Below are 26,795 nucleotides of genomic sequence, written 5' to 3'. Positions count from 1 at the left end.
TTGTTTTTTGGTCTGGTATAACAGGTATAAAGGTATATCGAATTGCCTGAAAACCCAACAACCAAGAGGCGTTTATGACACAGAATCTGCGGGGCGTGATGCCGGCATTGCTCACTCCTTTCAATCAGCAACAACAAGTGGATACCGACAGCCTGCGCCGTCTGGTGCGTTTCAATATTGAACAGGGGATCGATGGCCTGTACGTCGGCGGTTCTACCGGCGAAGCCTTCCTTCAAAGTCCGCAGGAGCGCGAACAGGTGCTGGAAATCGTGGCGGAAGAAGCGAAAGGGAAGGTGACGTTAATCGCGCATGTCGGCGCAATCAGCACCCGTGAAAGTCAGACACTCGCCGCGGCGGCAAACCGTTACGGGTTTGATGCCGTCTCTGCGGTGACGCCGTTCTATTACCCTTTCAGCTTTAATGAACATTGCGATCACTACCGTGCTGTCACAGATGCCGCCGAAGGCTTACCGATGGTGGTTTACAACATTCCGGCGCTCAGCGGCGTGAAACTGACGCTGGATCAGATCGACACCCTGATCAAACTGCCGGGCGTGGGCGCGTTGAAACAAACGTCCGGTGACCTGTATGAGATGGAAAAAATCCGCCGCGCGCATCCCGATCTGGTGCTCTACAACGGGTACGACGAAATCTTTGCCTCCGGCCTGCTGGCAGGCGCCGATGGCGGGATCGGCAGTACCTATAACGTCATGGGCTGGCGATACATGGCAATTAAAACTGCCGTGCAGGAAGGAGACGTTCAGCGTGCGATGCATCTGCAAAGCGAGTGCAACAAGGTCATCGATCTGCTGATCAAAACGGGTGTCTTCCGCGGGCTGAAAACGATTTTGCATTACATGGATATCGTCGCTGTACCGCTTTGCCGCAAACCTTTTGCGCCGGTGGATGAGCAATACCTGCCTGAGCTTAAAGCACTGGCCGCGCAATTACAGACAGAACGCAGCGCGTTCTGAATCCGGATGCCGGATTGCCCGGCATCAACAATACTCTATCAGTCCTAACCAAGGGCGGATCCCTACTCATCCGCCCCGGGGGTGATTTATGCGTAACAATGCCCGACAGATCTCATGGTTTCGCCATTTGACTAAACCGCAATGGAAAGCATTTTCGGCCGCCTGGATTGGCTACCTTTTAGATGGTTTTGATTTTGTCCTGATCGCCTTAGTACTGACAGAAATTAAAAGCGAGTTCGACCTGACAGGTGTTCAGGCCGCGAGTCTGATTTCTGCGGCGTTTATCTCCCGCTGGTTTGGCGGCTTGCTGCTCGGCGCCATGGGCGACCGGTATGGCAGAAAGCTGGCGATGATCACCAGTATCGTGCTGTTTTCCGTGGGGACGCTGGCCTGCGGTTTTGCCCCCGGTTTCACGGTGATGTTCTTCGCACGACTGATTATCGGCATGGGCATGGCGGGGGAGTACGGCTCGAGTGCGACCTACGTCATTGAAAGCTGGCCAAAGCATTTACGTAACAAGGCCAGCGGATTTTTGATTTCCGGCTTCTCGGTGGGTGCCGTGATTGCCGCTCAGGTTTACAGCGTGGTGGTACCGGTCTGGGGCTGGCGCGCACTGTTTTTCATCGGCATCTTACCGATTATTTTCGCTCTGTGGCTGCGTAAAAATATCCCGGAAGCAGAAGACTGGCAGGCGAAATTTGCCCATAAGAAACCGGTCAAAACCATGGTGGATGTTCTTTATCGCGGCAAACATCGCGTCATCAACGTTGGCATGACCGTCGTGGCCGCCACCGCGCTCTATTTCTGTTTTGCCGGGGATGTGGGCAGCGCCGCCGTGATTGCCATTCTGGGGCTGGTATGTGCGGCGATATTCATCAGTTTTATGGTGCAGGGCAGCGGTAAACGCTGGCCGACCGGCGTCACGCTGATGGTCGTTGTCTTCTTTGCTTTCCTCTACTCGTGGCCTATTCAGGCGTTATTACCGACGTATTTAAAAACGGAACTGGCCTATTCCCCGACACTGGTGGCGCATGTGTTGTTCTTCAGCGGATTTGGTGCGGCGGTCGGCTGCTGCGTGGGCGGTTTCCTCGGCGACTGGCTGGGCACGCGCAAAGCGTACGTGTGCAGTTTACTGGCCTCGCAACTGCTGATTATTCCGGTCTTTGCGATCGGCGGCGGAAATATCTGGGTATTGGGATTACTGTTATTCCTGCAACAAATGTTGGGACAGGGCATCTCCGGCATTCTGCCTAAACTGATTGGCGGTTATTTCGATACCGAACAACGTGCGGCAGGGCTGGGCTTTACCTACAACGTCGGCGCGCTGGGCGGGGCACTGGCTCCGGTCATCGGGGTGGCGATTGCCCAGCGTCTGGATCTCGGTACCGCGCTGGCATCCCTGTCCTTCGGGTTGACGTTTGTGGTGATCTTGCTGATCGGTCTGGATATGCCGTCCCGTATTCAGCGTTGGGTACATCCTGACGCCTTGCGCACGCACGATACGATTGATGGCAAACCTTTCAGCGGTGCATTGAAGAAAGCGAAGCCGGAAAATCCGAAAAACGGATTGATCAGAAACTGAATGTAGCAGGGAGTGTTTATGTCATTGCTTGAAAAACTGGATGCGAAGATTGCACAAGCGGGCGGACTGATTGTGTCCTGCCAGCCGGTACCCGGCAGCCCGCTGGATAAGCCTGAAATCGTGGCCGCAATGGCGCTGGCTGCGGAGCAGGCCGGTGCCGTGGCGCTGCGCATCGAAGGCATTGAGAATCTCAGGGCGACGCATGCGCGGGTGTCGGTACCGGTCATCGGCATTATTAAACGTGACCTTACGGATTCTCCGGTGCGTATCACGCCGTATCTGCAGGATGTGGACGCGCTGGCGCAGGCGGGTGCCAGCATTATTGCTTTCGATGGCACGGACCGGGAACGGCCGGTGCCGGTGGCGGAACTGCTGGCGCGTATCCACCAGCATCATTTGCTGGCCATGGCGGATTGTTCCTCGTTGCAGGACGGGCTGGATTGTCAGCGGCTGGGGGCGGACATTATCGGCACAACGTTATCAGGCTATATCAGCGGGCCGGTGCCGGAAGAACCTGATTTTGCCTTAGTGAAAGCACTCAGCGCTGAAGGATGCCGGGTCATTGCCGAAGGACGCTATAACTCACCGCACCTGGCGGCGCAGGCGATGCAGCAGGGTGCCTGGGCGGTCACGGTCGGTTCGGCCATTACCCGTCTGGAGCATGTATGTCAGTGGTTCCGGGATGAGATCGTGAAGGTCGCCAAATGACGACGCTGGTCATCGATATCGGCGGCACCAAACTGGCGGCGGCGCTGGCAGACAGCGCCTCAAATCTCACCGGCCGCCGTGAAATCCCGACACCCGCCAGCCGCACGCCACAAGCCTTGCAGGCGGCGCTGGCAACTCTCGTCGCGCCGCTGGTCTCTCAGGCGCAACGGGTGGCGGTGGCCTCAACCGGCATCATTAAACAGGGCATTCTGACGGCGCTAAATCCGGATAATCTCGGAGGCCTTAGCCATTTTCCATTGGTGGATGTCCTGTCCCGGCTGACGAACCTGCCGTGCATGGCGGTCAATGACGCTCAGGCGGCTGCCTGGGCGGAGTATCACGCACTTTCAGCTGATACGACGGACATGGTGTTTCTCACCGTCTCGACCGGTATAGGCGGCGGAATGGTCACCGGTGGCAAACTGCTGACCGGCACGGAAGGGCTGGCGGGACATTTCGGCCATACGCTGGCCGATCCGCACGGTCCGCGCTGCGGTTGTGGCCGGACGGGGTGCGTTGAGGCGATGGCCTCCGGGCGCGGCATTGCCCGCGCCGCAAACGGTGATTTAGCCGGTTGCACGGCGAAACAGATTTTTGCTCATGCGGCGGCGGGGCATCCGCAAGCGGAGGAATTGATCCAGCGTTCAGCCCGTGTGCTGGCACGGTTGATTGCGGATATCAAAGTCGCGACCGATTGTCAGTGCGTGGTATTGGGCGGAAGTGTGGGTCTGGCCGACGGATATTTAGCGCGGGTGAAAGCATGGCTTGAGGAAGAGCCGGAGATTTGTCGCGTGCCGCTTTTCAGGGCGAAACATCAGCATGACGCAGGCTTGCTGGGTGCCGCGTTGCTGGCGCAGGACAGAATGTTGTGACGGTTGCGAAGCATAAAAAAAGGGTCTGCCATGGCTGGCGGACCCTTTTTTATGAGGCGACGGATCAGACTTCGAGGAAGTTCATGATGCCTTCTGCCGCTTTACGGCCTTCGGCAATTGCAGTGACCACCAGATCGGAACCGCGAACCGCATCGCCACCGGCGAAGATTTTCGGGTTGCTGGTCTGGAAGGCGTTGTCGCTGCCTTCAGGGGCAACGATACGTCCCTGGGTGTCCAGCTCAACGTCATGGGCTGCCAGCCATTCCATTTTGTGAGGGCGGAAACCAAACGCCATCACCACGGCATCGGCTTCCATCACATGTTCGGAACCGGCCACAATTTCGGCACGACGACGCCCGTGAGCATCCGGCGCGCCGAGTTCAGTACGCGCCATACGCACGCCACATACGCGGCCTGAATCGTTCAGTTCGATGCTTAGCGGTTGCAGGTTGAATTTGAAATCCACACCTTCTTCGCGCGCATTCTTCACTTCACGACGCGAGCCCGGCATGTTTTCCTCATCACGACGGTACGCACAGGTCACGTGAGTCGCGCCCTGACGGATTGACGTACGCACGCAGTCCATCGCGGTATCACCACCGCCCAGCACCACGACGCGTTTCTTGTCCATCGTCACGTAAGGCTCTTCCTGACTGTCATCGTAGCCCATCAGCTGCTTGGTGTTGGCGATCAGGAACGGCAGGGCATCGTACACGCCCGGTGCATCTTCGTTCGCCAGACCACCGCGCATGGACTGATAAGTGCCGACGCCGAGGAACACAGAATCGTATTCCGCCAGCAGCGCATCAATGGTGATGTCTTTGCCGACTTCGGTATTGAGCTGGAATTCGATACCCATCTCCGTGAAGATTTCGCGACGTTTGGTCATCACCGATTTTTCCAGCTTGAAGGCCGGGATACCGAATGTCAGCAGACCGCCGATTTCCGGATGGCGATCGTAAACCACCGCTTTCACACCGTTACGGGTCAGCACATCGGCACACGCCAGACCTGCCGGACCGGCACCGATGATCGCCACACGTTTGCCGGTCGGCTGCACGTGAGACATATCCGGACGCCAGCCCATTTCGATAGCTTTATCGTTGATGTAGCGTTCGATGTTACCGATGGTCACTGCGCCGAACTCATCGTTCAGGGTACAGGAACCTTCGCACAGGCGATCCTGCGGGCAAACGCGCCCGCAGACTTCCGGCAGACTGTTGGTCTGGTGCGCGAGGTCGGCGGCTTCCATGATGCGACCTTCGTTCGCCAGCTTCAGCCAGTTCGGAATGTAGTTATGAACCGGACATTTCCATTCGCAGTAAGGGTTACCACAGGACAGACAGCGGTCTGCCTGCGACGCAGCCTGAGTTGCTGAGAACGGCTCGTAAATTTCCACAAACTCAATTTTACGGATCTTCAGCGCTTTTTTCGGCGGATCAACACGCTGTAAGTCGACAAATTGATAAACGTTTTGACTCATCTTAACCTCTTACTGCGCTTGTACCCGCAGCTCAGCTGCGGAACGACTACGGTGACCCAACAATGCTTTGACATCACTGGACTTCGGTTTTACCAGGGCAAATTTAGGCGCCCATTCCGGCCAGTTCGCCAAAATCTCTTCACCACGGGTCGATGCGGTCAACTGTACGTGTTCGATGATCAAACCGCGCAGATGCTCTTCATGGATCGCCAGATCGGCCACTTCCAGGACTTCAACCAGTTCCGGGTTAACACGTTTGCGGAATTCGCCGTCTTCATCAAGAACGTAAGCGAAGCCGCCGGTCATGCCTGCGCCGAAGTTGACGCCGGTACGGCCCAGCACACACACAATGCCGCCGGTCATATATTCACAACCGTTATCGCCGATACCTTCAACAACGGTGATGGCACCGGAGTTACGCACCGCGAAACGTTCACCCGCACGGCCCGCTGCAAACAACTTGCCGCCGGTTGCGCCATACAGACAGGTGTTGCCGATGATGCTGGCTTCGTGGCTGCGGAACGCTGAACCGATTGGCGGACGGATGGCAATACGGCCACCGGCCATGCCTTTGCCGACGTAGTCGTTCGCGTCGCCGGTCAGCATCAGATCAACGCCACCTGCGTTCCAGACGCCGAAGCTCTGGCCCGCGGTGCCGTTGAAGTTAATCCGTACCGGATCCGCTGCCATACCCTGATCACCGTGTTTTTCGGCAATCGCACCGGACAACATGGCACCCACGGAACGGTCCGTGTTGCGGATATCAAAGTAGAACGCTTTGCTCTGCTTAGAATCGATGTGCGGCGCGGCCTGTTCCAGAATGTCTTTGTTCAGCTGACCCTTGTCGAACGCCGGATTGCTTTCGGTGCAGTACACCGCTTTGCCTTCATGCGGCGTGGCGGTTGCCAGCATCGCAGAAAGATCCAGATTGTTTTGCTTGGCGGTGAAACCGTCCAGCTCGGTCAGCAGATCGGTGCGACCAATCAGATCCACCAGCTGGCTGACGCCCAGCTCGGCCATGATTTCACGGGTTTCCTGCGTGATGAACCTGAAGTAGTTCACTACGCGTTCCGGCAGGCCGTGATAATGGTTGCGACGCAGTTTGTCATCCTGAGTTGCCACGCCCGTTGCGCAGTTGTTCAGGTGGCAAATACGCAGGTATTTACAACCCAGCGCCACCATCGGGCCGGTACCGAAGCCGAAGCTTTCTGCGCCCAGAATCGCCGCCTTGATGATGTCGAGGCCAGTTTTCAGGCCGCCATCCACCTGCAAGCGGATCTTGTGACGCAGGCCGTTGGCCACCAGCGCCTGTTGGGTTTCCACCAGACCCAGTTCCCACGGACAACCGGCGTATTTCACCGAAGACAGCGGGCTTGCGCCGGTGCCGCCGTCGTAGCCAGCGATAGTGATGAGATCTGCATAAGCTTTTGCCACGCCGACCGCGATCGTGCCGACGCCCGGTTCAGACACCAGTTTCACCGAAATCATCGCTTTCGGGTTGACCTGTTTCAGGTCGAAAATCAGCTGCGCCAGATCCTCGATGGAATAAATATCGTGGTGCGGCGGTGGAGAAATCAGGGTCACGCCCGGCACGGAGTAACGCAGTTTCGCGATATACGGCGTCACTTTGTCACCCGGCAACTGGCCGCCTTCGCCTGGTTTTGCACCCTGCGCCACTTTGATCTGAATAACGTCGGCATTCACCAGATACGCCGGTGTGACACCGAAACGACCGGAAGCCACCTGCTTGATACGGGAGACTTTATTGGTGCCGTAACGCGCCGGATCTTCGCCGCCTTCGCCGGAGTTCGAACGTCCGCCGATGCTGTTCATCGCTTCTGCCAGCGACTCATGCGCTTCCGGGCTTAACGCACCGATAGACATCGCGGCGGTATCGAAGCGGGTATACAGCCCTTCCGCCGGTTCAACCTGATCAACAGGGATCGGCTGGCCTTTTGGTGTCACTTTCAGCAGGTCACGCAGTGTGGCGACCGGACGCTCATTAACCAGTCGGGCGTACTTTTTATAATCGTCGTAATCACCGCTGTTCACTGCCGCTTGCAGGGTGGTGACCACGTCCGGGTTATAGGAGTGATATTCGCCGCCGTGGACAAATTTCAGCAGACCGCCCTGATCCAGCGTCTTGCGTTTCAGCCACGCGCGTTTGGACAGGTTCAGCAAATCCTGTTCGAAATCGCTGTAACCGGCACCGCCGATGCGGCTGACCACGCCGTTAAAGCAGGTGTTGCACAGATCCTTCGCCAGACCGACCGCTTCAAACAGTTTGGAACAACGGTAAGAGGCGACGGTTGAGATGCCCATTTTGGACATGATCTTGTACAGGCCTTTATTGATGCCGTTACGGTAGTTCAGCATCACTTCACGGTATTTCTTCTCGATAACCTGAGAGTCGACCAGTTTTGCCAGCGTTTCGTAGGCCAGATACGGATACACCGCAGTGGCACCGAAACCAATCAGCACGGCGAAATGGTGCGGGTCACGGGCGCTGGCGGTTTCAACAATGATGTTGGCATCGCAGCGCAGGCTTTTTTCCACCAGACGTAATTGCAGCGCGCCGACGGCCATTGGCGCAGGCAGCGGCAGACGGTTCGGGGCAATATTGCGGTCAGACAGCACCAGCAGAACCGCGCCGTTCCGCACTTTCTGTTCGCCTTCGTCACAAAGTTTCTGGACGAACTGCTCCATATTTTGTTCGGTCGGATCGTAGGTCAGATCCAGCGTTTCAGCGCGATAGTGTTTGCTGTCGAGCGTGGTGAGCTGTTTAAAGTCAGACCACAGCAGGATTGGCGATTTGAAGCTCAGACGGTGAGCCTGACCTTCTGCTTCACAGAACACGTTCATCTCGCGGCCAATGCTGGTCGCCAGAGACATTACGTGGGCTTCACGCAGCGGATCGATTGGCGGGTTGGTGACCTGCGCAAACTGCTGACGGAAGTAGTCATACACGATACGCGGACGGCTGGAGAGCACGGCAAATGGGGTATCGTCGCCCATGGAACCGACGGCTTCCTGACCGTTTTCACCCAGTACGCGGATGATCTGATCGAGTTCTTCGCTGCTGTAGCCGAACTGTTTCTGGAAGGTTTCCAGCAAGGTGTCTTCCAGCTCGCGGCTGCCCACCTGATCTTCCGGCAGGTCTTCGAACGGCACCAGACGCTGAACGTTTTTCTCCATCCATTGTTTATAAGGATGGCGGCCTTTCAGGTCGTTGTCGGTTTCAGCGGAGTGGTGGATCTTGCCGCTGCGGGTGTCAATCACCATCAGTTCGCCCGGTCCGACGCGGCCTTTTTCGACCACTTCGTCCGGCTGATAATCCCAGATGCCAACTTCAGACGCACAGGTGATCAGCTTATCTTTGGTGATGACATAACGCGCCGGGCGCAGACCGTTACGGTCGAGGTTACAGGCGGCGTAACGACCGTCTGACATCACGATACCGGCCGGGCCATCCCACGGCTCCATGTGCATGGAGTTAAAGTCGAAGAACGCGCGCAGGTCATCGTCCATGTCCGGGTTTTGCTGCCAGGCAGGCGGCACCAGCAAACGCATGGCGCGCAGCAAATCCATCCCGCCCGCCAGGAACAGTTCCAGCATGTTATCCAGCGAACTGGAGTCCGAACCGGTTTCGTTGACGAAAGGCGACGCGTCCTGCAAATCGGGGATCAGCGGCGTTTTGAATTTATACGCACGGGCACGCGCCCACTGGCGGTTACCAGTGATGGTGTTGATTTCGCCGTTGTGCGCCAGATAGCGGAAAGGCTGAGCCAGTTGCCAGCGCGGCACGGTGTTGGTCGAGAAACGCTGGTGGAACAGGCAGATGGCCGATTCCAGACGCAGGTCGGCCAGATCTAAATAGAAGCGTGGCAGATCCGCAGGCATACACAGGCCTTTGTAGATCGTGACCACGTTGGAGAAACTGCACACATAGAAGTCTTTATCCTGAATGCGTTTCTCAATGCGGCGGCGCGCCATATACAGGCGACGCTCCATGTCACGCGGACGCCAGCCGGCAGGCGCGTTGACAAAAATTTGTTCGATACGAGGCAGGGAGGAAAGCGCGATTTCACCGAGTACGTCCGGATTGGTCGGAACGTCACGCCAGCCCACCACGGACAGCGTCTCGTTTTGCAATTCTTCTTCTACAATGCGGCGGCTCGCCTCAGCTTCTTTTTCATCTTTGCTGAGGAACAGCATGCCCACGGCGTAGTTTTTCGCCAGACGCCAGCCACGTTCTTCGGCAATCATGCGGAAGAAGCGGTCAGGTTTCTGTAAATGAAGGCCACAGCCGTCGCCGGTCTTGCCGTCAGCAAGGATCGCGCCACGGTGTTGCATACGGGCCAGTGCGTGAATTGCAGTACGCACGACCTTATGGCTAGGTTCGCCTTCTATATGGGCGATCAGGCCGAAACCACAGTTGTCCCTCTCTTGGGATTTATCGTACAACATAACGTGAACCTCCCCAGGCTCTGCGAGACTCTCACACCAACCGCGAGCGGTCTTATAGACGGAGGTTTGTCCGCAATTTCGCGCACTCTTGCGGTGCGTTGATTGCCCGGGCATCTCCGTCAAAGGCCTCTCGTGATGGTTCTCACAAGTGGTGGTTGACTTGTTTTAATGAGGGAGTCTTCAATTACTGCATAAATATGACGAGTTGCTCACCCGTCGAGATTGCTTCCAGCGGACTCCCAACTTAGCGAGAAAGCACAGACAGGTCAAATGGCGATTTAAGTTATATTAAAAGTGATATAAAGGACTTTAATTATTTGAAATATATATGAATTATGGCGTTTTTATTGGCATATTTTCGATGGGGTCATGCGCATAAAGTGTGAGCTGACTCACTATGGGGAAAGCGTAAGATCTCCGCACCGTGCTGGCAGGGGCGTAATTACCAGTATTTTATACTGGAAAACACTGTGCACATGCGGTTTGTCACTGTTTTTAACCTGACCGTAATAATGTGTCAGACCGGTGTTTGTAATAAGAATTATTCATACAGGCACGAATGACTTTATTTGCAGTAATAATGAATAGTTATGCCTGCGCGAAATGCGCCGAGAGGGAAGGTATTCGGAGGATAAAAGGAAAAAATGTTAGCCGGACGGCAGTTGGCAACGCGGTCAGCCTGATAAAGCCGGCCGATATTAATAATATCCCCGCCGATAATAGTCAATAACTCTGCCCTTATTTCCTGCATTGCACCATGACAAGCCCCTGCAAGGTGCATCTCACAAACTTCATGGGCAATCTCTACCCCGCCATCACGCCGGGGAGGTTTTGCGGTATGATTCAGATGACTTCGTTTTAAGGGAACCGTTATGAAGCAAATCCGGGTTTTAGCGCAGTATTATGTCGATCTGATGGTCAAGCTGGGGCTGGTGAGATTCTCGCTGCTGCTGGCGTCTGCGCTGGTGGTGCTGGCGATGATTGTCCAGATGGCGGTCACCATGCTCCTGCGCGGGCAGGTGGAGAGTATCGACGTCGTTCGTTCTATCTTCTTTGGTTTGCTGATCACACCCTGGGCGGTTTACTTCCTGTCAGTGGTGGTGGAGCAGTTAGAAGAGTCACGCCAGCGTTTAGCCCGTCTGGTCGATAAACTGGAAGAAATGCGCCACCGCGATCTCGAACTGAATCAGCAACTCAAAGACAACATTACCCAGCTGAATCAGGAAATCGCCGACCGTGTGAAAGCGGAAGAAGCGCGTCTGGCGGTGGTCGATAAGCTGAAACTCGAAATGCAGCACCGCGAGCAGGCGCAGATCGAACTGAGTCAGCAATCTGCATTATTACGCTCTTTCCTCGATGCCTCACCGGACCTGGTGTATTACCGAAACGAAGACAAAGAATTCTCCGGTTGTAACCGGGCGATGGAACTGCTGACCGGCAAAAGCGAAAAGCAGCTGATCGGCCTGACCCCGGACGATGTCTACACTCCGGACATCGCCGAGAAAGTGGTGGAAACCGACGAGAAGGTGTTCCGTCACAACGTGTCCCTGACCTACGAACAATGGCTGGTTTATCCCGACGGGCGTAAAGCCTGCTTCGAATTGCGTAAAGTGCCGTTCTACGACCGTATCGGTAAACGACACGGACTGATGGGCTTCGGACGCGATATTACCGAGCGTAAGCGTTATCAGGACGCGTTAGAGAACGCCAGCCGTGAGAAGACCACGTTTATTTCTACGATCAGCCACGAGCTGCGTACGCCGCTTAACGGCATTGTCGGCCTGAGCCGCATTCTGCTCGATACCGAGCTGGATACAGAACAGCACAGCTATCTGAAAACGATCCACGTCAGCGCCATCACCCTCGGCAATATCTTCAACGACATTATTGAAATGGACAAAATTGAGCGCCGTAAAGTGCAGCTCGATAACCAGCCTGTCGATTTCACCGAATTTCTCACCGACCTTGAAAACCTCTCCGGCCTGCTGGCGCAGCCGAAAGGGCTGAAATTTATCATGGAGCCGGATCTGCCGTTGCCACGCAGCATTACGACAGACGGCACGCGCCTGCGGCAGATTTTATGGAACCTGATCGGCAACGCCGTCAAATTCACCCGTGAAGGGGAAATTGTGCTGAGCGTGCATTATGAGCCGAACGATATGCTGCGGTTTGTGGTGCGCGACTCTGGTCTCGGCATTCCGCAGGATGAGCAGGACAAAATCTTTGCCATGTATTATCAGGTGAAAGATCAGAACGGCGGCAAACCGGCGACCGGTACGGGCATCGGGCTGGCGGTGTCAAAACGTCTGGCGCAGGCGATGGGCGGCGATATTTCCGTCAGCAGCGTGCCGGGTCAGGGTTCCTGCTTTACGCTTACCGTACGGGCGCCAACGCTGGATGCACCGGCTGCACTGACTGATGACGACGATGATATGCCGTTACCGGCGCTGCACGTGCTGCTGGTGGAAGATATCGAGCTGAACGTCATTGTGGCGCGTTCGGTGCTGGAGAAGTTGGGTAACAGCGTGGAGGTGGCAATGAACGGCCATGATGCGCTGGAGATGTTTGATCCCGACGAATTCGATCTGGTCCTGCTGGATATCCAGTTGCCGGACATGACCGGGCTGGATATCGCCCGTAAGCTGCGCACCGATTACGCCGGACAGCATCTGCCGCCACTGATTGCCCTGACGGCCAACGTGCTGAAAGACAAAAAAGAGTATCTCGATGCCGGAATGGACGATGTGCTGAGCAAGCCGCTGTCTGTTTCTGCGCTGACCGCGATGATCCAACAATTCTGGGATCATCAGCCAGACGTTCGTGAACCGGAACAGGAGCCCGTAGTGATGAAAGACAGTGAATCGTTGCTTGATACCGCCATGCTTGAACAGTACATCGATCTGGTTGGCGCGAAACTGATTTATCAGAGTGCAGATATGTTTGAAAAAATGATGCCGGGCTATCTGGCCGTTCTCGATTCCAACATGACGGCGCGCGATCAGAAAGGCATTGCTGAAGAAGGTCACAAAATCAAAGGGGCAGCGGGTTCGGTTGGCCTGAAACATTTGCAGCAACTGGCCCAGCAGATCCAGACGCCGACATTGCCAGCCTGGTGGGATAACGTGCAGGAATGGATTGATGAGCTGAAGGCAGAATGGCGCAATGACATTCAGGTGTTACGCGACTGGACGGCAAACGCTGAAAAAAAATAACCCCAGCCGAGGCCGGGGTGCGCGAATACTGCGCCAACACCAGGGAAAGAGGTAACCCACGATAGTTTTTAGGGTTCGGTTTTCGCAGGTCTTGGAATTCAGTCTTAAAGTCTAATACATCCTGTAGCAATCAACATAACAAATATAAGCAGAACTGTTACAACATTCATTAAAAACTGTGATGTAGATTAGTCTTTGTCTATACAAAACATCAAGCCTTTATCGCAGGATTTTTGACAGAATACAAATGAAGCATGCTGATGTTGTATTGGTCACATGCAATTTTACTTATGGAAGTGAACAATCACAGGCTGTTTTACCGCTGATTTTGCGACATATCCGGCTATGAAACCGGTTGTATAAAACCCAAAATCACTGGCAAGTCTCTGTAATGCATCGTATAAGTCTTTTTTTTGACGACGGGAGAATACCGGAGCCAAAAAAGAGGTGAATTATATTTCAAATGAAAAAATTTCACTTAGGGTGGTGTGTTTTTTGTCCGACAAAAAGACGTACACCCTGCTGATTTTTTACGGTTTACAGGTAGCAGATTTGACTTAGTCAGGTCGCTCATTGCGGAATAACCGGCGAGAATTTATTCATTTCCGCAGTAACGAAGCATAAGCGTGGTTAATGTATTTTTTGTTGATTTGTTCACAAGGATTTTACTTTTTTGGCGAAAAAAGCATCTTGTTGAAAAAAATGATAATTTTAGGCTGAGAGTTGGAACCCGTTGATGGAAATGATCAAATCAGAATTTTCTTTCCCAAATGTAAGTAAAAGTTTCATCATTATTGCCTGATTGTTAGCAATCTTGCGAAGCATTTCGCTAGCCTGATTTTACAGGTTCTTCATGAGAATGATTAGATGGTCAGATGTGTTGTGGAAAGGGGCAAATGAATAAAATTACCCGAAAAGGGCTGCTGCGCACGCCGCTGTTATGGATCAAACGCGCATTAATACTGTTACTCTGCTTATGGGTAGGAGGCATTCTTCTTTTTTCTTTTTTACCCGTGCCTTTCTCTGCGGTGATGGTGGAACGCCAGGTTTCAGCATGGCTGACCGGCGATTTTGGCTACGTGGCCCATTCAGACTGGGTGCCGATGAGTGAGATTTCCTCACCGATGGCGCTGGCGGTGATGGCGGCAGAAGATCAGAAATTCCCTGAGCACTGGGGATTTGACGTTGCAGCCATTCAGTCTGTATTGGATAAAGACGGTGGTAAAATGCGCGGAGCGTCAACGCTGTCTCAGCAAACGGCTAAAAACCTGTTCCTGTGGGACGGGCGCAGCTGGGTGAGAAAAGGGCTGGAAGCCGGGCTGACCGTGGGGATTGAAACCGTCTGGACGAAACGTCGCATCCTGACGGTGTACCTGAACATCGTGGAATTTGGTGACGGCGTGTTTGGCGTCGAGCAGGCTGCGCAGCATTTCTTCCATAAACCGGCCAGCCGCCTGACTGCGTCTCAGGCCGCGTTACTGGCCGCAGTGTTGCCGAATCCGCATCTGTTCAAAGTGAACGCCCCCTCGGCGTACGTGTTGCGTCGGCAGCAATGGATCCTGCGTCAGATGAGCCAGCTCGGCGGCGAATCCTTCCTGCGCGAGCATAAACTGCATTAGAGCGGGTGATGTTTACAGTAAAAAAAAGGACAGCCTGAGGGCTGTCCAATCGTTTAAGGTCACCTGACCGATCCAAAAGCTGGAGTAAAAGGGGTCATGCGGAAGATGAACCTTTTACATAGACTTTTACTTTATTGCCCGTGCATACTGTTTAGTCAGTTCCGCCCAGCGGGTTAAACAACGCCAGCAATGTGAAACGTTAATAACCCTTTTTATGGGTATTTGCATTCATCATTGGATTTATTCGTATCGTTTTCATCTATTGGTGCTGGATATTTTTTAATATATGTCATTGCGATGGATTTAGCTTTTTTAATTTCGTCTTCAGCGAGGTTTTTTATAACTACAGCTTGCATCTGTTTAGCCTTTTTTGAGCCGTTTTCTGCCGCTACTGCATACCAGGCGTAAGACTGCAGATAGTTCTTTGGAAACCCGGAGTTCTCTCCCATATATATAGCTCCTAAATTTTCCTGAGCAACTACATATCCCTGACAGGCAGATGATTCCAAAATTTTCATTGCTTCGTTTATATTCAATGGAATATCTCCAAGCCCTTGTCCATAAAATAATGCAAGTGAGTTTTTGCCCTCATGGAACCTAAGGCCAAAGCTTTCTTTAGCCATATTTCTGCCTGAGAATAATCTTTTGGCACACCAAGACCATAAAAATACAATTGCCCTATATTGAATATGGCAATAGTATCTCCACTTTCTGATGCTTTCATAAACCACTGTCGGGAATTATTATAATCCACAGGGACTCCCGCCCCCAATAAGTACAACATTCCAAGATTGACTTGTGCCTTTACTACACCTTGCGTGGCTGACTTTTGATACCATTCACTTGCTTTCTTTAAATCCTGAGTAACTCCTCTTCCATATCGATAAGCCACACCTATATTATACTGAGCCGGTGCATATCCTTGCTGTGCTGATTTGTTATACCAATATGCAGCCTGCTTGTAATCTTTTTGCGTTTCATATAAAAAACCGAGTTCAGATTGTGCAACCATATCCCCTTTTTCTGCTGCATTTTGGAGAGTGATTTTATTATCCCCTCTCAATTTTTCAGAGTTAACGTCATTGGAGGATTGAAACCCTCCCCATGATAAAAGTAATAATGTCACACCTAATGATATTATTAGGCTAAAAAATATGATGATTATCTTTTTATTCATTTTCATATCCATATTTATATTATTGTTTTTGACTATAGGAGGGTAGCGCATCGATTAAATAATCAGATACTTTCCCTTGAAAGCTAGTGGATCCTTTATTTATAAAACCTTTCGCACACGTTAGCATTAGATTTTTAGGGTCTCTTTCACCTTCAGTTATTGCCGTTTCCGCAGTATTTTCGATACATGCAGCCCCTTTTTCTGCAAGAGGAATTACTCCCATTCCAATACCTGCCATCCCAATAATTGGTGCTCCAATCGCTATTCCCTGCACATACTCTCCAAGGGGGCTATATACATTATGCATTTTCTCAGCATTATGTATTACTTGTTCGGCATCTTCTTGTGGTAAGTAAGATGCAGCTGTCTCAATACTTCGGCAATAATCTCCAAACCCGCTGCCAAATCCATCTATGCTTTCTAATCCCAGCGGATCCACTTTTGAAACAGGATTCAACGGATAAGCATAAACATTCCATCCCCCAACAACCCAATCGGGTCCTGCGTGATATACCTGCCCAGCGTCGGGTCGTAATAGCGGTGGCGGTTGTAGCCCTGATTCTTCATCCTAATGCTGCCCCTGCATGCGGATGGGCTGGTACATGCGCAGCGGGTTGCTGCCGTCCACCTGATTGTCCCCTGTAAACCTGGTTAGTCACTTATATCAAAGGTGAGTTTAATTGGAGTTTACTCCAACATCTAATCTCAGGGAGTCCTTTGTTTTGGTTACTGGACTTATATAACCACCCATATCAACTAAAAAACTCAACATTTTGAAACCATTGCCATCGCCTTTATTTTGATAACCAAATTCCTCGGCAAGAGTATATTTTTCATACTCTGATATATACGTAATTTTCACATAAGCATCATCATTGGACAGGCTATATAATACCTTTGATTTTTTGTAAAGCCCTAGACTTTCAATTTTGTCTTGCATAATTAGATTGAACTTATCTTCTGACATGGCTTTTTTAAAACCATCAGATGTTTGATTGTACATCTCTTTGAAATCATGGTTGTTATATTGATTTTGAAATATATCTATTTTTTCTTGTACTTCATCCATGCTACTGCCTTTACTATCGCAACCAGATAGCACTAAACATAAGATGGTTAACATTACGTATTTTAGCACCGGACTAGTATTTTTCATTTATATATCCATTCAATGAGGCAATGTGAGGATTGATTACATGTGATTTTACCAACAAATGCGCCAACGCCTGGGCCGACACCTATTGACTCAGAATTATTTCCTGAACTATCTTGTGTCGCTGTTACTGTTAACTTACCTAAATAACCACCTCCAGCAGTATAACCTTCCGACGTAGTTTCTCCTGATGACACCCCACTTGCAGACATTGTTCCTGTTATAGCACCCCCAGCGGCCAGGCCAATTCCTTCAGCATTACAAATCGTATGATATCCACAAATATCATAATCAATGGATGGTGCGGAACTCCCACCCAAAGAAGCACCATAAGAATCACTTGCTCCAGTAAATGCGCTTAGGGCATATCCAATATCTACAGAAATAGAGCGCATCATTGGTTTAATTGGTGGTTGTGAATCAATAGGTTTAATTCCAGGAGTGCCTAAATTCGCGAAGTTTCCCCAACTGGTTAATCCCAGCGGGTTAACCCAATACATTGGATTGTTCATAGCATAATCGTATGGATTCCATCCCCCTAACACCCCAATCGGGTCCTGCGTGATATACCTGCCCAGCGTCGGGTCGTAATAGCGGTGGCGGTTGTAGTGCAGCCCTGACACCTCATCATAATGCTGACCCTGCATGCGGGTGGGCTGGTACATGCGCAGCGGGTTGCTGCCGTCCACCTGATTGCCCCACGGGTCAAACTCTGCCGCCAAATATTATTGCTATATTTCATTGTGATGCGTGAGTACCAAACATTGTAAAATATAGATAAGAATAATTAATTGGCTTTTATGTCTACCCTCATAGAGTTTTCTGTTTTAGTTACTGGAACTATTTTCCCACCAGTGTCGACTGTATATTGCAACAACCTGAGGCCGTTGCCATTCTTTTCATCTTTAAATGTAATATTTTCAGCTAGTGTGTATTTTTCATACACGGAAATATATGTTACATTCACAATCACCCCATCCTTTTCTTTGCTAAACAAAATCTTAGAGTTCGTGAACTTTCCCAGGTAATTAAACTTTTCCCTCATAAATTTAACAAACCCTTTTTTGGTTGCTACTTTTTTAAATCCTTCAGAAGCTTGGTCATAAATTAATTCAAACTCCTCGGAATTATATTGATGCTGGATAATGTTTACTTTTTTTTCGACATCACTTAGTTTTTGGGATTTTTTTTCACACCCGTTAATGCTTAACGCAAGCAGAAAAATGATAGTGACATTAATGATAAATTTTTTACTTTTCATTTGATCTCTAATTAAACATACAGGCTGTTGATTGATGGCAAGTAATTGTTCCAACGAATGCCCCTTCGCCGGGACCCAATCCTATGGACGCGGATTTTTTTCCATTACCATCCTGAGTCCCTGAAATTGTTAATTTGCCTAAAATCCCCCCAGTTGCCATATAACCAGTTGAATCGGTTTTTCCTGATGACATCTCACTTTCAGATATTGTGCCTGTCCCGCCATATCCCACCGCCTCACCGATTCCTTCATGCTCACAAAGGGTGTTGTATACACACGCATCCATATGGATAGGTGATTTTTCATTTGTAGTCAGACTCGCACCAATAGCATTACTTGCCCCAGTAAAAATGTCCGCTGAACCTCCCCCCTCAATAGATATGGAACCTTGAGGGGGCTCATAGTAAGGTCCATTTGCAACATCAAGGGCTGCGGCAATCTGATCCTCTGGCAAGTTAAATGCTGAGCCAGCCCATTTTCCAAATTCGCTTAATCCCAACGGATCCACCCCTTGCAGCGGATTTGAGGTGTAACGATACAAATTCCATCCCCCCAACAACCCAATCGGATCCTGCGTGATATACCTGCCCAGCGTCGGGTCGTAATACCGGTGGCGGTTGTAGTGCAGCCCCGACTCCTCATCATAATGCTGACCCTGCATGCGGATGGGCTGGTACATGCGCAGCGGGTTGCTGCCGTCCACCTGATTGCCCCACGGGTCGAACTCTGCCCGCCAGTCGACGTGGCCCTGCGGGTTTATCAGGGCCAGCGGCGTGCCCAGGTGGTCGCAGCAGTACAGATGCACCACCGGCGGCGCGGTTTCAGGCACCGGTTGCAGCAACGGCAGCAGGCGCGCCGGCGTCAGCTGCGAGGCCGCCAGCAGCTGCCGGCTTTGTTCGCACAGCTCGCCCGCGCGCAGGTCCTGCTCCAGACGTTGTATCCGCACGGCGACCTCCGGCGGGAAGACGATGTCTGAATCCTGCTCAAGCCGCGCCACCAGCGTCGGTACCGGCTGGCGGATGCCGCCCGCCATGCGCAGCAGCGGCACGAAGCTGCCCGGCTGATACAGCGTGTGGATGCGCTGGCCGTCGCGCTCTGACACCACCAGGTTGTCGCCCTCCCAGCCGTACCACGTCACGCATTCCGGCTCCAGCTCCTGGCCGTGCGGGCTGATGCGCAGGGTGCGCTTGCCGACGCGCCTGCCCAGCGGGTCATACAGGTAATGGCCGTGGCGGGTGCTGTGGCCGTCGCCCCAGCTCAGGGTGTGGCTGTAGTGCGTCAGGCGGTGGCTGCTGTCGTAGCCGTAGCGGTATACCTCGCCCTCCGTGGCCTTACAGACCTTCTCCGTCAGGTTGCCGTAATCATCGTAGTGATACGTAAAGGTGGCGTCCTCGCGTATCCGGTTATCCGCGAGCGCCGGACGGGGGGCGTCGCGCGGGTCAGGCCGTGCGGGAGAGAACGGGTCGGCGTGATGCAAGGGCGGCAGGCGGTTGCCCGCCGGGTCGTACTGATACTGCGCCGGATACAGCCCCAGGGCTTCGGTCAGGCGGCCCGCGTCGTCAAAGACAAACTGGCGGGCGCCGGCGTCGTCACGGGTGCCGCTGATGATGGCGGTCAGCTGCCCGCGTTCGTCGTAGCGGTGTTCACGGCTGAGCGCCGGATACCCGGCGAGGGTCAGGTGCGACAGGCGCCCGGCCCTGTCGTAGCGCGTCTCACGGGTGAGCGGCCCGAAGGTGCGGGTGCGCTCGCGGTGAAGCTTATCGCGCTCAACCTCGAGCAGCGGTGTGCCGCCCTGCGCCACGCCCAGCAGGTGGCCGGGGCCGTAGGTCAGCCAGTCAACGGCCGGTAAGCCGTCGGGCAGCGTCTGCGTCAGGACGCCGCGCGGGCCGTAGCGGCTGGCCTGCGTGTGCGACCACAGCACCCGCCCGTCCGGCGCGGTGACCTGCTGACCGTCGGCGACAATGCGCCCGGTCGCGTCACGCTGCCAGACGGCCGTGACCTGATGCCCGCCGCTGTGGTGCACCACCGCCTGCGGCAGGCCGTTGGTATCATAGGTCCGCCGTTCGTCATCGGCGTGCCGTCGCCGTGCGGCGGATTTTCGCGGCATATCACCCGCCCGGCGGCGTCATAGTGCCAGCGGGTCGCCCGTTCACCGTCGAGGCGGTGTATCAGCTCGCCCGCCGCGCTGTACTGATACTGCTGAATGCGCCCGTCAAAGCCGGTCTCGCGTATCAGGCGGTCCATGACGTCATAGACAAACTGCGTCCGCGCGCCGTTTTCGTTGATGAGGCTGAGTACGCGTCCGGCGGCGTCGTAGCTGAACCGTTGCGACAGCCCGCCGTGCAGGGTGCGCAGACGCTGACCGCGCGCGTCGTATTCCACGTCTTCCTGCCGCCCGCCCGGGAAGACGGTGCGCACCCGGTCACCGGCGGCGTTGTAGTGATACGCCGTGACTTCGCCGGCGGCGTTTTCCGTGGCCGTGAGGCGGCCGCGCGGGTCGTAGCGGTAGCGGGTCACCTGCCCTCCTCACGGGTGATTTTTGTCACCTGCCCCCACAGGTCATACTCATAATCCGTGGCGTGGCCGGAGCAGTCGGTCGTGCGGCGCAGCTGATGGTAATCCGTCCACGCCAGCTGCTGACGGCTGCCGTCCGGCAGTTCCACGGCCATGACCCGGTCACCGTGCGCGTCCGCGTAGTGGTAGCGGGTGGTCTGCTCCAGCGCGTCGGCCTGCGCCGCCAGACGGCCTGCGGCATCGTATTCGCGGGTGGTTTCGGTTTTGTCGGGGGCGATGGCGCGGGTCAGCTGATGCCGGCGGTTCCAGACGTAGAGGGTCTGCCTGCCGTCGGGGGCGGTGATGCCGCACAGGCTGCCGCTGGCGACGTCGAGGTCAAACTCGGTTTTACGCCCGGCCGCATCCGTGGTGGCCGTCAGGCGCCCGTGGCTGTCATAGTCGCTGTGCGTGGTGGTGCCGTCGGCGCGCTCATGGGTAATCAGGCGGCGCAGGCCGTTCTCACCGGCGAAGTGGTACACCTCGCGGCGCCCGAGGCCGTCGGTGACGGTGGTGCGGTCGGTGTCATACTCAAACCGGTAGTCCAGCCCGCCGGGGTTGTGCTGGCGTATCACCCTGCCGTCCGCATTGTATTCATAGGTCGTCACCGGACGTCCCGCATAATGGTGAGCCACCATGCGCCCGGCGTGCTGCGCATCGTATTCAAACCCGCGCACCGCGACGCCCGCCCGGTCATACACGGCCGTCAGCTCGCCGCGCGGGCCGTACTCATAGCGCGCCAGCGGCGTCGCGGGAACGGCCGTAAAGCCGGGGGCGGAGAGCAGATGCACGGCGGTCAGGCGGATGCCGTCGTCGGTGCCACCGTCCGGGCGGGATAACGCCGGCAGCGCGAGGCGGGTCAGTGCCAGACGAAAGCGCCGCCCGGCGCCGTCCACAGCGCCGGTGACCCGTCCGGCAAACTCACCGCCGACGTCGCGCAGGTAGCGAAGCTGGTGGCCGGTCCGCTCAGCCACGCACAGCAGCGGGCGGTGCACCGGCAGGGGGGCGGGCAGCACGGCGTCAGCGGCGGGCACCTGCGGGACATAGCCGAAGACCCACCAGGGCCCCTGCGGGCTGTTGCTGACAAAGTAGTGATGGGTGTCTTCACGAAGACGCCGCGGCAACGACTGCCAGAGCAAAAACAGCGCGTGGCGCGCGTCCGCCAGCTCAGCCGCGCCGCCGCGTGCCAGCCACAGCTTCTCGCTGCTGCTGTAGACAATCTCCCCGGCGCTCAGGGCGTCGAAGTGCAGGCTGCGGCCGCCGTTGTCGTTAAGGATGAGGGCGCGGGGACGGACCTGCAGGCTGACGTCAAACGCCCCCTGCCAGCCGGGGCCGAAGAGTCCGACCGGAGCGGGGGTGGGCGTGCGGTAGCTGCTGTAGCTGCGGTGAATGACCAGGGGGGCGGGGGCGGGGAGCGCCAGGTCGGTCTCGCCCGGCAGCACCTTGGCGCCGAGCGACGGGTTGACCGGATTGCCCTTTATGAGCCCGCCGGGACAGACCGAGCAGGCAATACCGGAAGGCGCGCCAATCAGCACGCTGGCGGAGCCCTGAACTATCGGGCCACCGAACAGCGTGGCATCGCCCTGACGGGCGGCGGGTTGTCCTGCCATCTCACATTCCTTATGTAAAATTAATCCTTACAGATGAAGGGGATTTTACGGCAAGACGCGGGAAGTTGCAGGCCGGAAAGGCAGAGAGTTCCGTTATAATTTTTGCCAAATCAGCATGAATTGCTAGGACAAAGTGAAGGGGGATAAAAGTATTGCGTGCCTGAAAGATATAGCCAAGGAAGGCATGACATCAGTATGAAGAACAGGGTGCCGGTACTACGCAAGTTCAAATAATGTTTTCAGAAGTAGTTAAAGAGCATCGGATAGTGGGGAAGCCACGCAGAAATGCTGAAAATGTAAGTACGAGGGAAGCGGAATATTCCAGAGAAGAAAGGAGGAGAATAGGGAGGTTTCCTTCAAAAAAATAATGCCGGTCATCCTGAGCGACCGGCATTTAGCTGATATCTGTTGGAAGAGTTATTTAACGTAAGTAAAGGCCGTGGTGACGTGTTTCACACCGCTCACGCCTGCCGCAATCCCTGCCGCTGATTTACCTTCTTCCTGCGTGACCAGACCCAGCAGGAACACTTCGCCGTTTTCGGTGGTGACTTTCACGTTAGACGATTTGACCGAGTCGCTGGTCAGCAACTGCGAACGGACTTTGGTGGTGATCCAGGTGTCCATTGACGCGGTGCCCATGCTCACCGGCTTACCGGTGCGGATTTCGTTATACACTTCCGTTGCGCCGTCGACACCCAACGCGATTTGTTTCGCGCGGGCGGCCATATCCGCAGTCGGTGCCTGGCCGGTTAACAGGACTTTGCCCTGATACGCGGTAGCCACGATACGGGCTTCATCTTTCAGTTGTTTATCTTTGCTTACCGCGTTGGAAACACGGGCTTCCAGCGTGCTGTCATCAACCTGAGTACCGACCGTACGCGGGTCAGTCGTTGTTTTTGTGGCAACGCCAGCTGCACCAACAACCGCAGCGGCGACACAGCCTTGTAACAGAAGGGCGCTTAACAATACAGCAAAGAGAGGACTCGCCTTCATTGGATCTCCTTAATCGTCCTGGTGTGGGAACAGCGTATTATCTATCAGGTCACAGAGACAGTTGACTGTGAGCATATGCATTTCCTGAATGCGGGCGCTGCGATGGGAAGGGATACGGATCTCCACATCATGTGGCCCCAGTAAACCCGCCAGCTCGCCGCCGTCATAACCTGTTAATGCCACAATGGTCATATCACGGGTTACCGCTGCTTCAACGGCTTTGACAATATCACGGCTGTTGCCGCGGGTAGAAATGGCCAGCAGAACGTCGCCCGCCTGACCTAAGGCGCGCACCTGTTTGGCATAAATTTCTTCATGCAGACGATCGTTAGCAATCGCCGTCAGCACAATGTTATCTGCACATAATGAGATTGCAGGAAGGCTCGGACGTTCAGTTTCAAAACGATTAATCAGACTGGCGGAAAAATGCTGAGCATTTGCCGCAGAGGTGCCGTTGCCGCAGCACAGAATTTTATTGCCGTTGAGCAGCGATTGCACCAGCGTCATCGCGGCGCGGGAAATCGCGTCTGGCAAGGCTTCTGCCGCCGCAATCTGAGTTTGGATACTTTCTGTAAAGCAGACTTTGATTCTATCCAGCACGGGTTTTCGTCCAGTCAGTCGTCGTAATATTTATTCCGCATTGAAGGCATCACGCAGCCATTCTATCTGGCTGCCGGTGATGGCAAAAACATCAAAACGGCAAGATGATGTGTCAAAGCTTGCGTTGTGTCCTGCAAGCCAGAAGGACGCAGCGCGTAACAGGCGCTGCTGTTTTTGAACCGTTACGCTGGCCACCGCGCCACCAAAACTGTCGTTGCGCCGGTAACGGACTTCAACAAACACCCAGGTTTGCTGGTCACGCATGATCAGGTCAATTTCACCGGTACGGCAGGCCACATTGGCCGCCACAAAGGTTAACCCGGCTTTTTCGAGATAACGTCGTGCAAACGTTTCGTACTTATCGCCGCACGCCCGCGTTTTTGACAAAAAAGACTTCATCAGTACGTCCTTGTACCTGTAATGGCTGAGAATTCCGATCCCGGCGCGGCTGTTTCGGTTTTCTTTTAGGAAGAAACCGGCACCAGCGAGCCCTGACGGTATTGCAGCCACGGCAATTTACGGTGGATCACACAGTTACTATTGGCGCTCAGATCGCCGGTGCTGCCGGATACCTGGAAGCCAGGCAATGTGCGCATCTGGGAGAAATGATTCGCCAGACTCCAGGCATCAATCCCCATCGCGTAAAGGCGAACCAGTGAGTAGTCGTTACCAAATTTCGCGGTGGCTTGCTGCATCAGTGCCGGATTGCCGCCCGCCAGCAACGGAATATCGCTGAACTGCACGCCTTCCATTTCAAGACGATAATCCGGGCCTGCACCTGCCTGATAGCTGCGGGAGCTGGCGTAGACAGCCGGATGCGCGCGGCCATTCACGGCCAGATCCAGCATCGGTTTAATCAGCGTCAGTTCACTTTGCGTCGCCACCACGTAAACGGAATCCACGCTGCCACCGGTGCTGCCTTGTGTAATCTGGGCATCTGTCGGCGGAGCCGGGATGGTAATGCCACCAATCGTCACGCCCTGTGCTTGTGCCGGCGCGGCGGCATCAGTGGCGATGACCGGTGTACCGGTCAGACGGATACCGCTGCCGATAGAAGAACGCAATTCGCTGCCTGAACCGAGACCTTGTTTCAGAACGGTGCCGCCGCCCAGTTTCTGCCATTCGTTAGCAAAAGCCTGCGCGATACGGTCGCCGAAGTTGCCACGCGGAACCAGTAACAGCGGCATACGTTTCTGCTCAGACCACATGTGGCGCGCAGCATCCTGTGCCTCGTCTTCCGGCGAGAGCGCAAAGTAACAGATATTCGGGCTGTTTTTCTCAGTTTCTGGCTGATTGAGCGCTAAAACATTCAGCGGGGTCTGGTCAGAAGAGAGTTCGTTGACCTGATCTTTCAGCAGCGGACCGACAACCAGCGTCGCGCCATCCTGCTGCGCCTGCGTCAGCAGCGCGGCCAGAGGCTGACCGTTGGTGTCATACACCTTCACCTGCGCGTTGCTGCTGGCTACGGGCGCAGCGGCTGGGGTTGCCGCAGGCTGAGCCTGAGCAGGATCGGTTTGTGGCTGCGTGTCCTGCGCTGCGGCGTCTGGCGCAGATGTGCTGACCGCCGCGTTCGGGTCGGTCTGATCCTGCGGTTGGGCGTTAGGATCAACCGGTGCCGCCTGTGGTGCTGGCTGGCTGACCTGACCGTTCATGGCAGCGGTAAAGCCCTGCTGAATGGCGTTACCGTAAACCTGTGCCGGACCGCTCATCGGCAGGAACAGCGCAATTTTACCGGTCGAGGCAGGCTGGAAGCTCAGCACATTATTGAGCTGCGTCGGCAGGGTTTTCGCTGCCGGGTTCACCGGATAACGGCGCTGCCAGTCTTTGATACCGGCTTTCAGCAGATCAGGATCCTGCTTGTTGCTTTGCCAGACGCTGAGTAAATCCAGCCATCCCTGCAAGGTATTTTCATCGGCATTGATCACGATGCTGTTGACATCCTGCGCGGACATCTGGGTCAGCGCCATCCACGTTTGATCAATGTTGTCCTGATGGGGTTTGCCCTGCAACAGCGGTTCCTGCGCGATATAAGCGCGGATCAGGCCGAGGCTGGTGCGGCCCTGACTGGCATCGATTTGCGCCTGATAGTAACGCGCTTTCTGATCGTTGGTCAGGTTTGACGGGTCTATCTGGCTGAGTGTGGTTGCGGCGGCCTGCGCATTTTTCTGCGCCACCTGCACTTCTGCGCTGGTCAGTTTCTGCTCAATGCTTTGTGCGTCCGTCAGATTTTGCGGCACTTTCGCCAGTTGCTCAGCCGCCTGAGGCACTTTGCCTTCACGTATCAGGGCACGCACCGCAAGCAATTGCCAGTCAGCCTTGTTATCATCACCGCTTTGCTGCGCCTGCTGCAGATAATAGTCAGAGCTGCCGGATGCTGCACCCTGGACACTTTCAGTCGGTGCCTGTGGCGCCTGACCGGTACAGCTGGCAAGAAGCATCGCCACGATAATGGCAGGGAGTAAACGTCCCGAACGGGTACGAAAGGTCATTGAGGAAGGCATTCAGTTTCCAGTGATGTTTTTTCAAGATGCTCA

19 protein-coding genes and 2 pseudogenes are annotated in these 26,795 nt (G+C 54.5%); 6 read left to right on the top strand and 15 right to left on the bottom strand.

From position 1 onward, the window contains the following. The first annotated feature begins 74 nt into the window (after positions 1–74). From nanA to nanK, 4 genes are all read left to right on the top strand, one after another. Positions 75–974 (top strand): N-acetylneuraminate lyase, encoded by a 900-nt coding sequence (gene nanA, locus J9880_RS05250; RefSeq protein ID WP_095924431.1) that lies wholly within the window; start codon positions 75–77, stop codon positions 972–974. Positions 975–1,062: 88 nt separating this feature from the next. Next, positions 1,063–2,556 (top strand): MFS transporter, encoded by a 1,494-nt coding sequence (locus J9880_RS05245; RefSeq protein WP_095924432.1) that lies wholly within the window; start codon positions 1,063–1,065, stop codon positions 2,554–2,556. Positions 2,557–2,574: 18 nt separating this feature from the next. After that, complete coding sequence (locus tag J9880_RS05240) at positions 2,575–3,264, top strand: N-acetylmannosamine-6-phosphate 2-epimerase (RefSeq protein ID WP_119822421.1); 690 nt, start codon at positions 2,575–2,577, stop codon at positions 3,262–3,264. Beyond that, a complete protein-coding gene (nanK, locus tag J9880_RS05235) occupies positions 3,261–4,136 on the top strand; it encodes an N-acetylmannosamine kinase (protein WP_232770186.1) in 876 nt (291 codons plus the stop codon). Before J9880_RS05240 ends, nanK begins: the two co-directional genes overlap by 4 nt. 64 nt (positions 4,137–4,200) lie before the next feature. On the opposite strand, the gene J9880_RS05230 is transcribed toward nanK, so the two are convergent. Beyond that, complete coding sequence (locus J9880_RS05230; RefSeq protein ID WP_095924435.1) at positions 4,201–5,619, bottom strand: glutamate synthase small subunit; 1,419 nt, start codon at positions 5,617–5,619, stop codon at positions 4,201–4,203. A 9-nt stretch (positions 5,620–5,628) separates the two neighbouring features. Continuing rightward, on the bottom strand, positions 5,629–10,086 hold the full coding sequence (gene gltB, locus J9880_RS05225; protein ID WP_095924436.1) for a glutamate synthase large subunit: 4,458 nt from the start codon (positions 10,084–10,086) through the stop codon (positions 5,629–5,631). Between the two features lie 872 nt (positions 10,087–10,958). On the opposite strand from gltB, the gene arcB reads away from it, so the two are divergent. Continuing rightward, complete coding sequence (arcB, locus tag J9880_RS05220; RefSeq protein ID WP_232770185.1) at positions 10,959–13,298, top strand: aerobic respiration two-component sensor histidine kinase ArcB; 2,340 nt, start codon at positions 10,959–10,961, stop codon at positions 13,296–13,298. A gap of 896 nt (positions 13,299–14,194) precedes the next feature. Further along, positions 14,195–14,917, top strand: coding sequence for a monofunctional biosynthetic peptidoglycan transglycosylase (gene mtgA / locus J9880_RS05215; protein WP_095924438.1), 723 nt, complete (start codon positions 14,195–14,197; stop codon positions 14,915–14,917). A gap of 212 nt (positions 14,918–15,129) precedes the next feature. Here mtgA and J9880_RS05210 read toward each other — a convergent pair whose 3' ends face one another. From J9880_RS05210 to J9880_RS05150, 13 genes and pseudogenes are all read right to left on the bottom strand, one after another. Next, positions 15,130–15,540, bottom strand: a complete 411-nt coding sequence (locus J9880_RS05210) for an SEL1-like repeat protein (RefSeq protein ID WP_232770184.1) — start codon at positions 15,538–15,540, stop codon at positions 15,130–15,132. After that, complete coding sequence (locus tag J9880_RS05205) at positions 15,450–16,094, bottom strand: tetratricopeptide repeat protein (protein ID WP_232770183.1); 645 nt, start codon at positions 16,092–16,094, stop codon at positions 15,450–15,452. The genes J9880_RS05210 and J9880_RS05205 overlap by 91 nt, the downstream gene beginning before the upstream one ends. Before the next feature lie 418 nt (positions 16,095–16,512). Next, a pseudogene (locus J9880_RS25180) lies at positions 16,513–16,692 on the bottom strand (RHS repeat-associated core domain-containing protein); the annotation flags it as partial. 78 nt (positions 16,693–16,770) lie between these two features. Further along, a complete protein-coding gene (locus J9880_RS05195; protein WP_166654473.1) occupies positions 16,771–17,163 on the bottom strand; it encodes a DUF3887 domain-containing protein in 393 nt (130 codons plus the stop codon). Positions 17,164–17,246: 83 nt separating this feature from the next. After that, positions 17,247–17,963, bottom strand: a pseudogene (locus J9880_RS05190) (RHS repeat-associated core domain-containing protein); the annotation flags it as partial. Between the two features lie 71 nt (positions 17,964–18,034). Next, a complete protein-coding gene (locus J9880_RS05185; protein WP_232770182.1) occupies positions 18,035–18,562 on the bottom strand; it encodes a hypothetical protein in 528 nt (175 codons plus the stop codon). Then, positions 18,516–20,429 (bottom strand): RHS repeat-associated core domain-containing protein, encoded by a 1,914-nt coding sequence (locus J9880_RS05180; RefSeq protein ID WP_232770181.1) that lies wholly within the window; start codon positions 20,427–20,429, stop codon positions 18,516–18,518. Before J9880_RS05180 ends, J9880_RS05185 begins: the two co-directional genes overlap by 47 nt. Continuing rightward, complete coding sequence (locus J9880_RS05175) at positions 20,378–21,025, bottom strand: hypothetical protein (RefSeq protein WP_232770180.1); 648 nt, start codon at positions 21,023–21,025, stop codon at positions 20,378–20,380. The genes J9880_RS05180 and J9880_RS05175 overlap by 52 nt, the downstream gene beginning before the upstream one ends. After that, positions 21,022–22,668 (bottom strand): DUF6531 domain-containing protein, encoded by a 1,647-nt coding sequence (locus J9880_RS05170; protein WP_232770179.1) that lies wholly within the window; start codon positions 22,666–22,668, stop codon positions 21,022–21,024. Before J9880_RS05170 ends, J9880_RS05175 begins: the two co-directional genes overlap by 4 nt. 417 nt (positions 22,669–23,085) lie before the next feature. Further along, positions 23,086–23,661 carry a division/outer membrane stress-associated lipid-binding lipoprotein gene (dolP, locus tag J9880_RS05165; RefSeq protein WP_119822427.1) on the bottom strand — a complete coding sequence of 192 codons (576 nt, stop codon included), beginning with the start codon at positions 23,659–23,661 and terminating at the stop codon, positions 23,086–23,088. Positions 23,662–23,670: 9 nt separating this feature from the next. Next, a complete protein-coding gene (gene diaA / locus J9880_RS05160; RefSeq protein ID WP_013577230.1) occupies positions 23,671–24,261 on the bottom strand; it encodes a DnaA initiator-associating protein DiaA in 591 nt (196 codons plus the stop codon). A gap of 30 nt (positions 24,262–24,291) precedes the next feature. Continuing rightward, positions 24,292–24,660 (bottom strand): YraN family protein, encoded by a 369-nt coding sequence (locus J9880_RS05155; RefSeq protein WP_232770178.1) that lies wholly within the window; start codon positions 24,658–24,660, stop codon positions 24,292–24,294. 65 nt (positions 24,661–24,725) lie between these two features. Beyond that, positions 24,726–26,762, bottom strand: coding sequence for a penicillin-binding protein activator (locus J9880_RS05150; RefSeq protein WP_232770177.1), 2,037 nt, complete (start codon positions 26,760–26,762; stop codon positions 24,726–24,728). Between the last annotated feature and the right edge of the window lie 33 nt (positions 26,763–26,795).

This window comes from Rahnella victoriana, from assembly GCF_021276285.1.
GTDB classification, from domain to species: Bacteria; Pseudomonadota; Gammaproteobacteria; order Enterobacterales; family Enterobacteriaceae; genus Rahnella; species Rahnella victoriana.
Note: the sequence above shows the minus strand (reverse complement) of the source record. Positions and strands in the feature narration are given on the sequence as shown.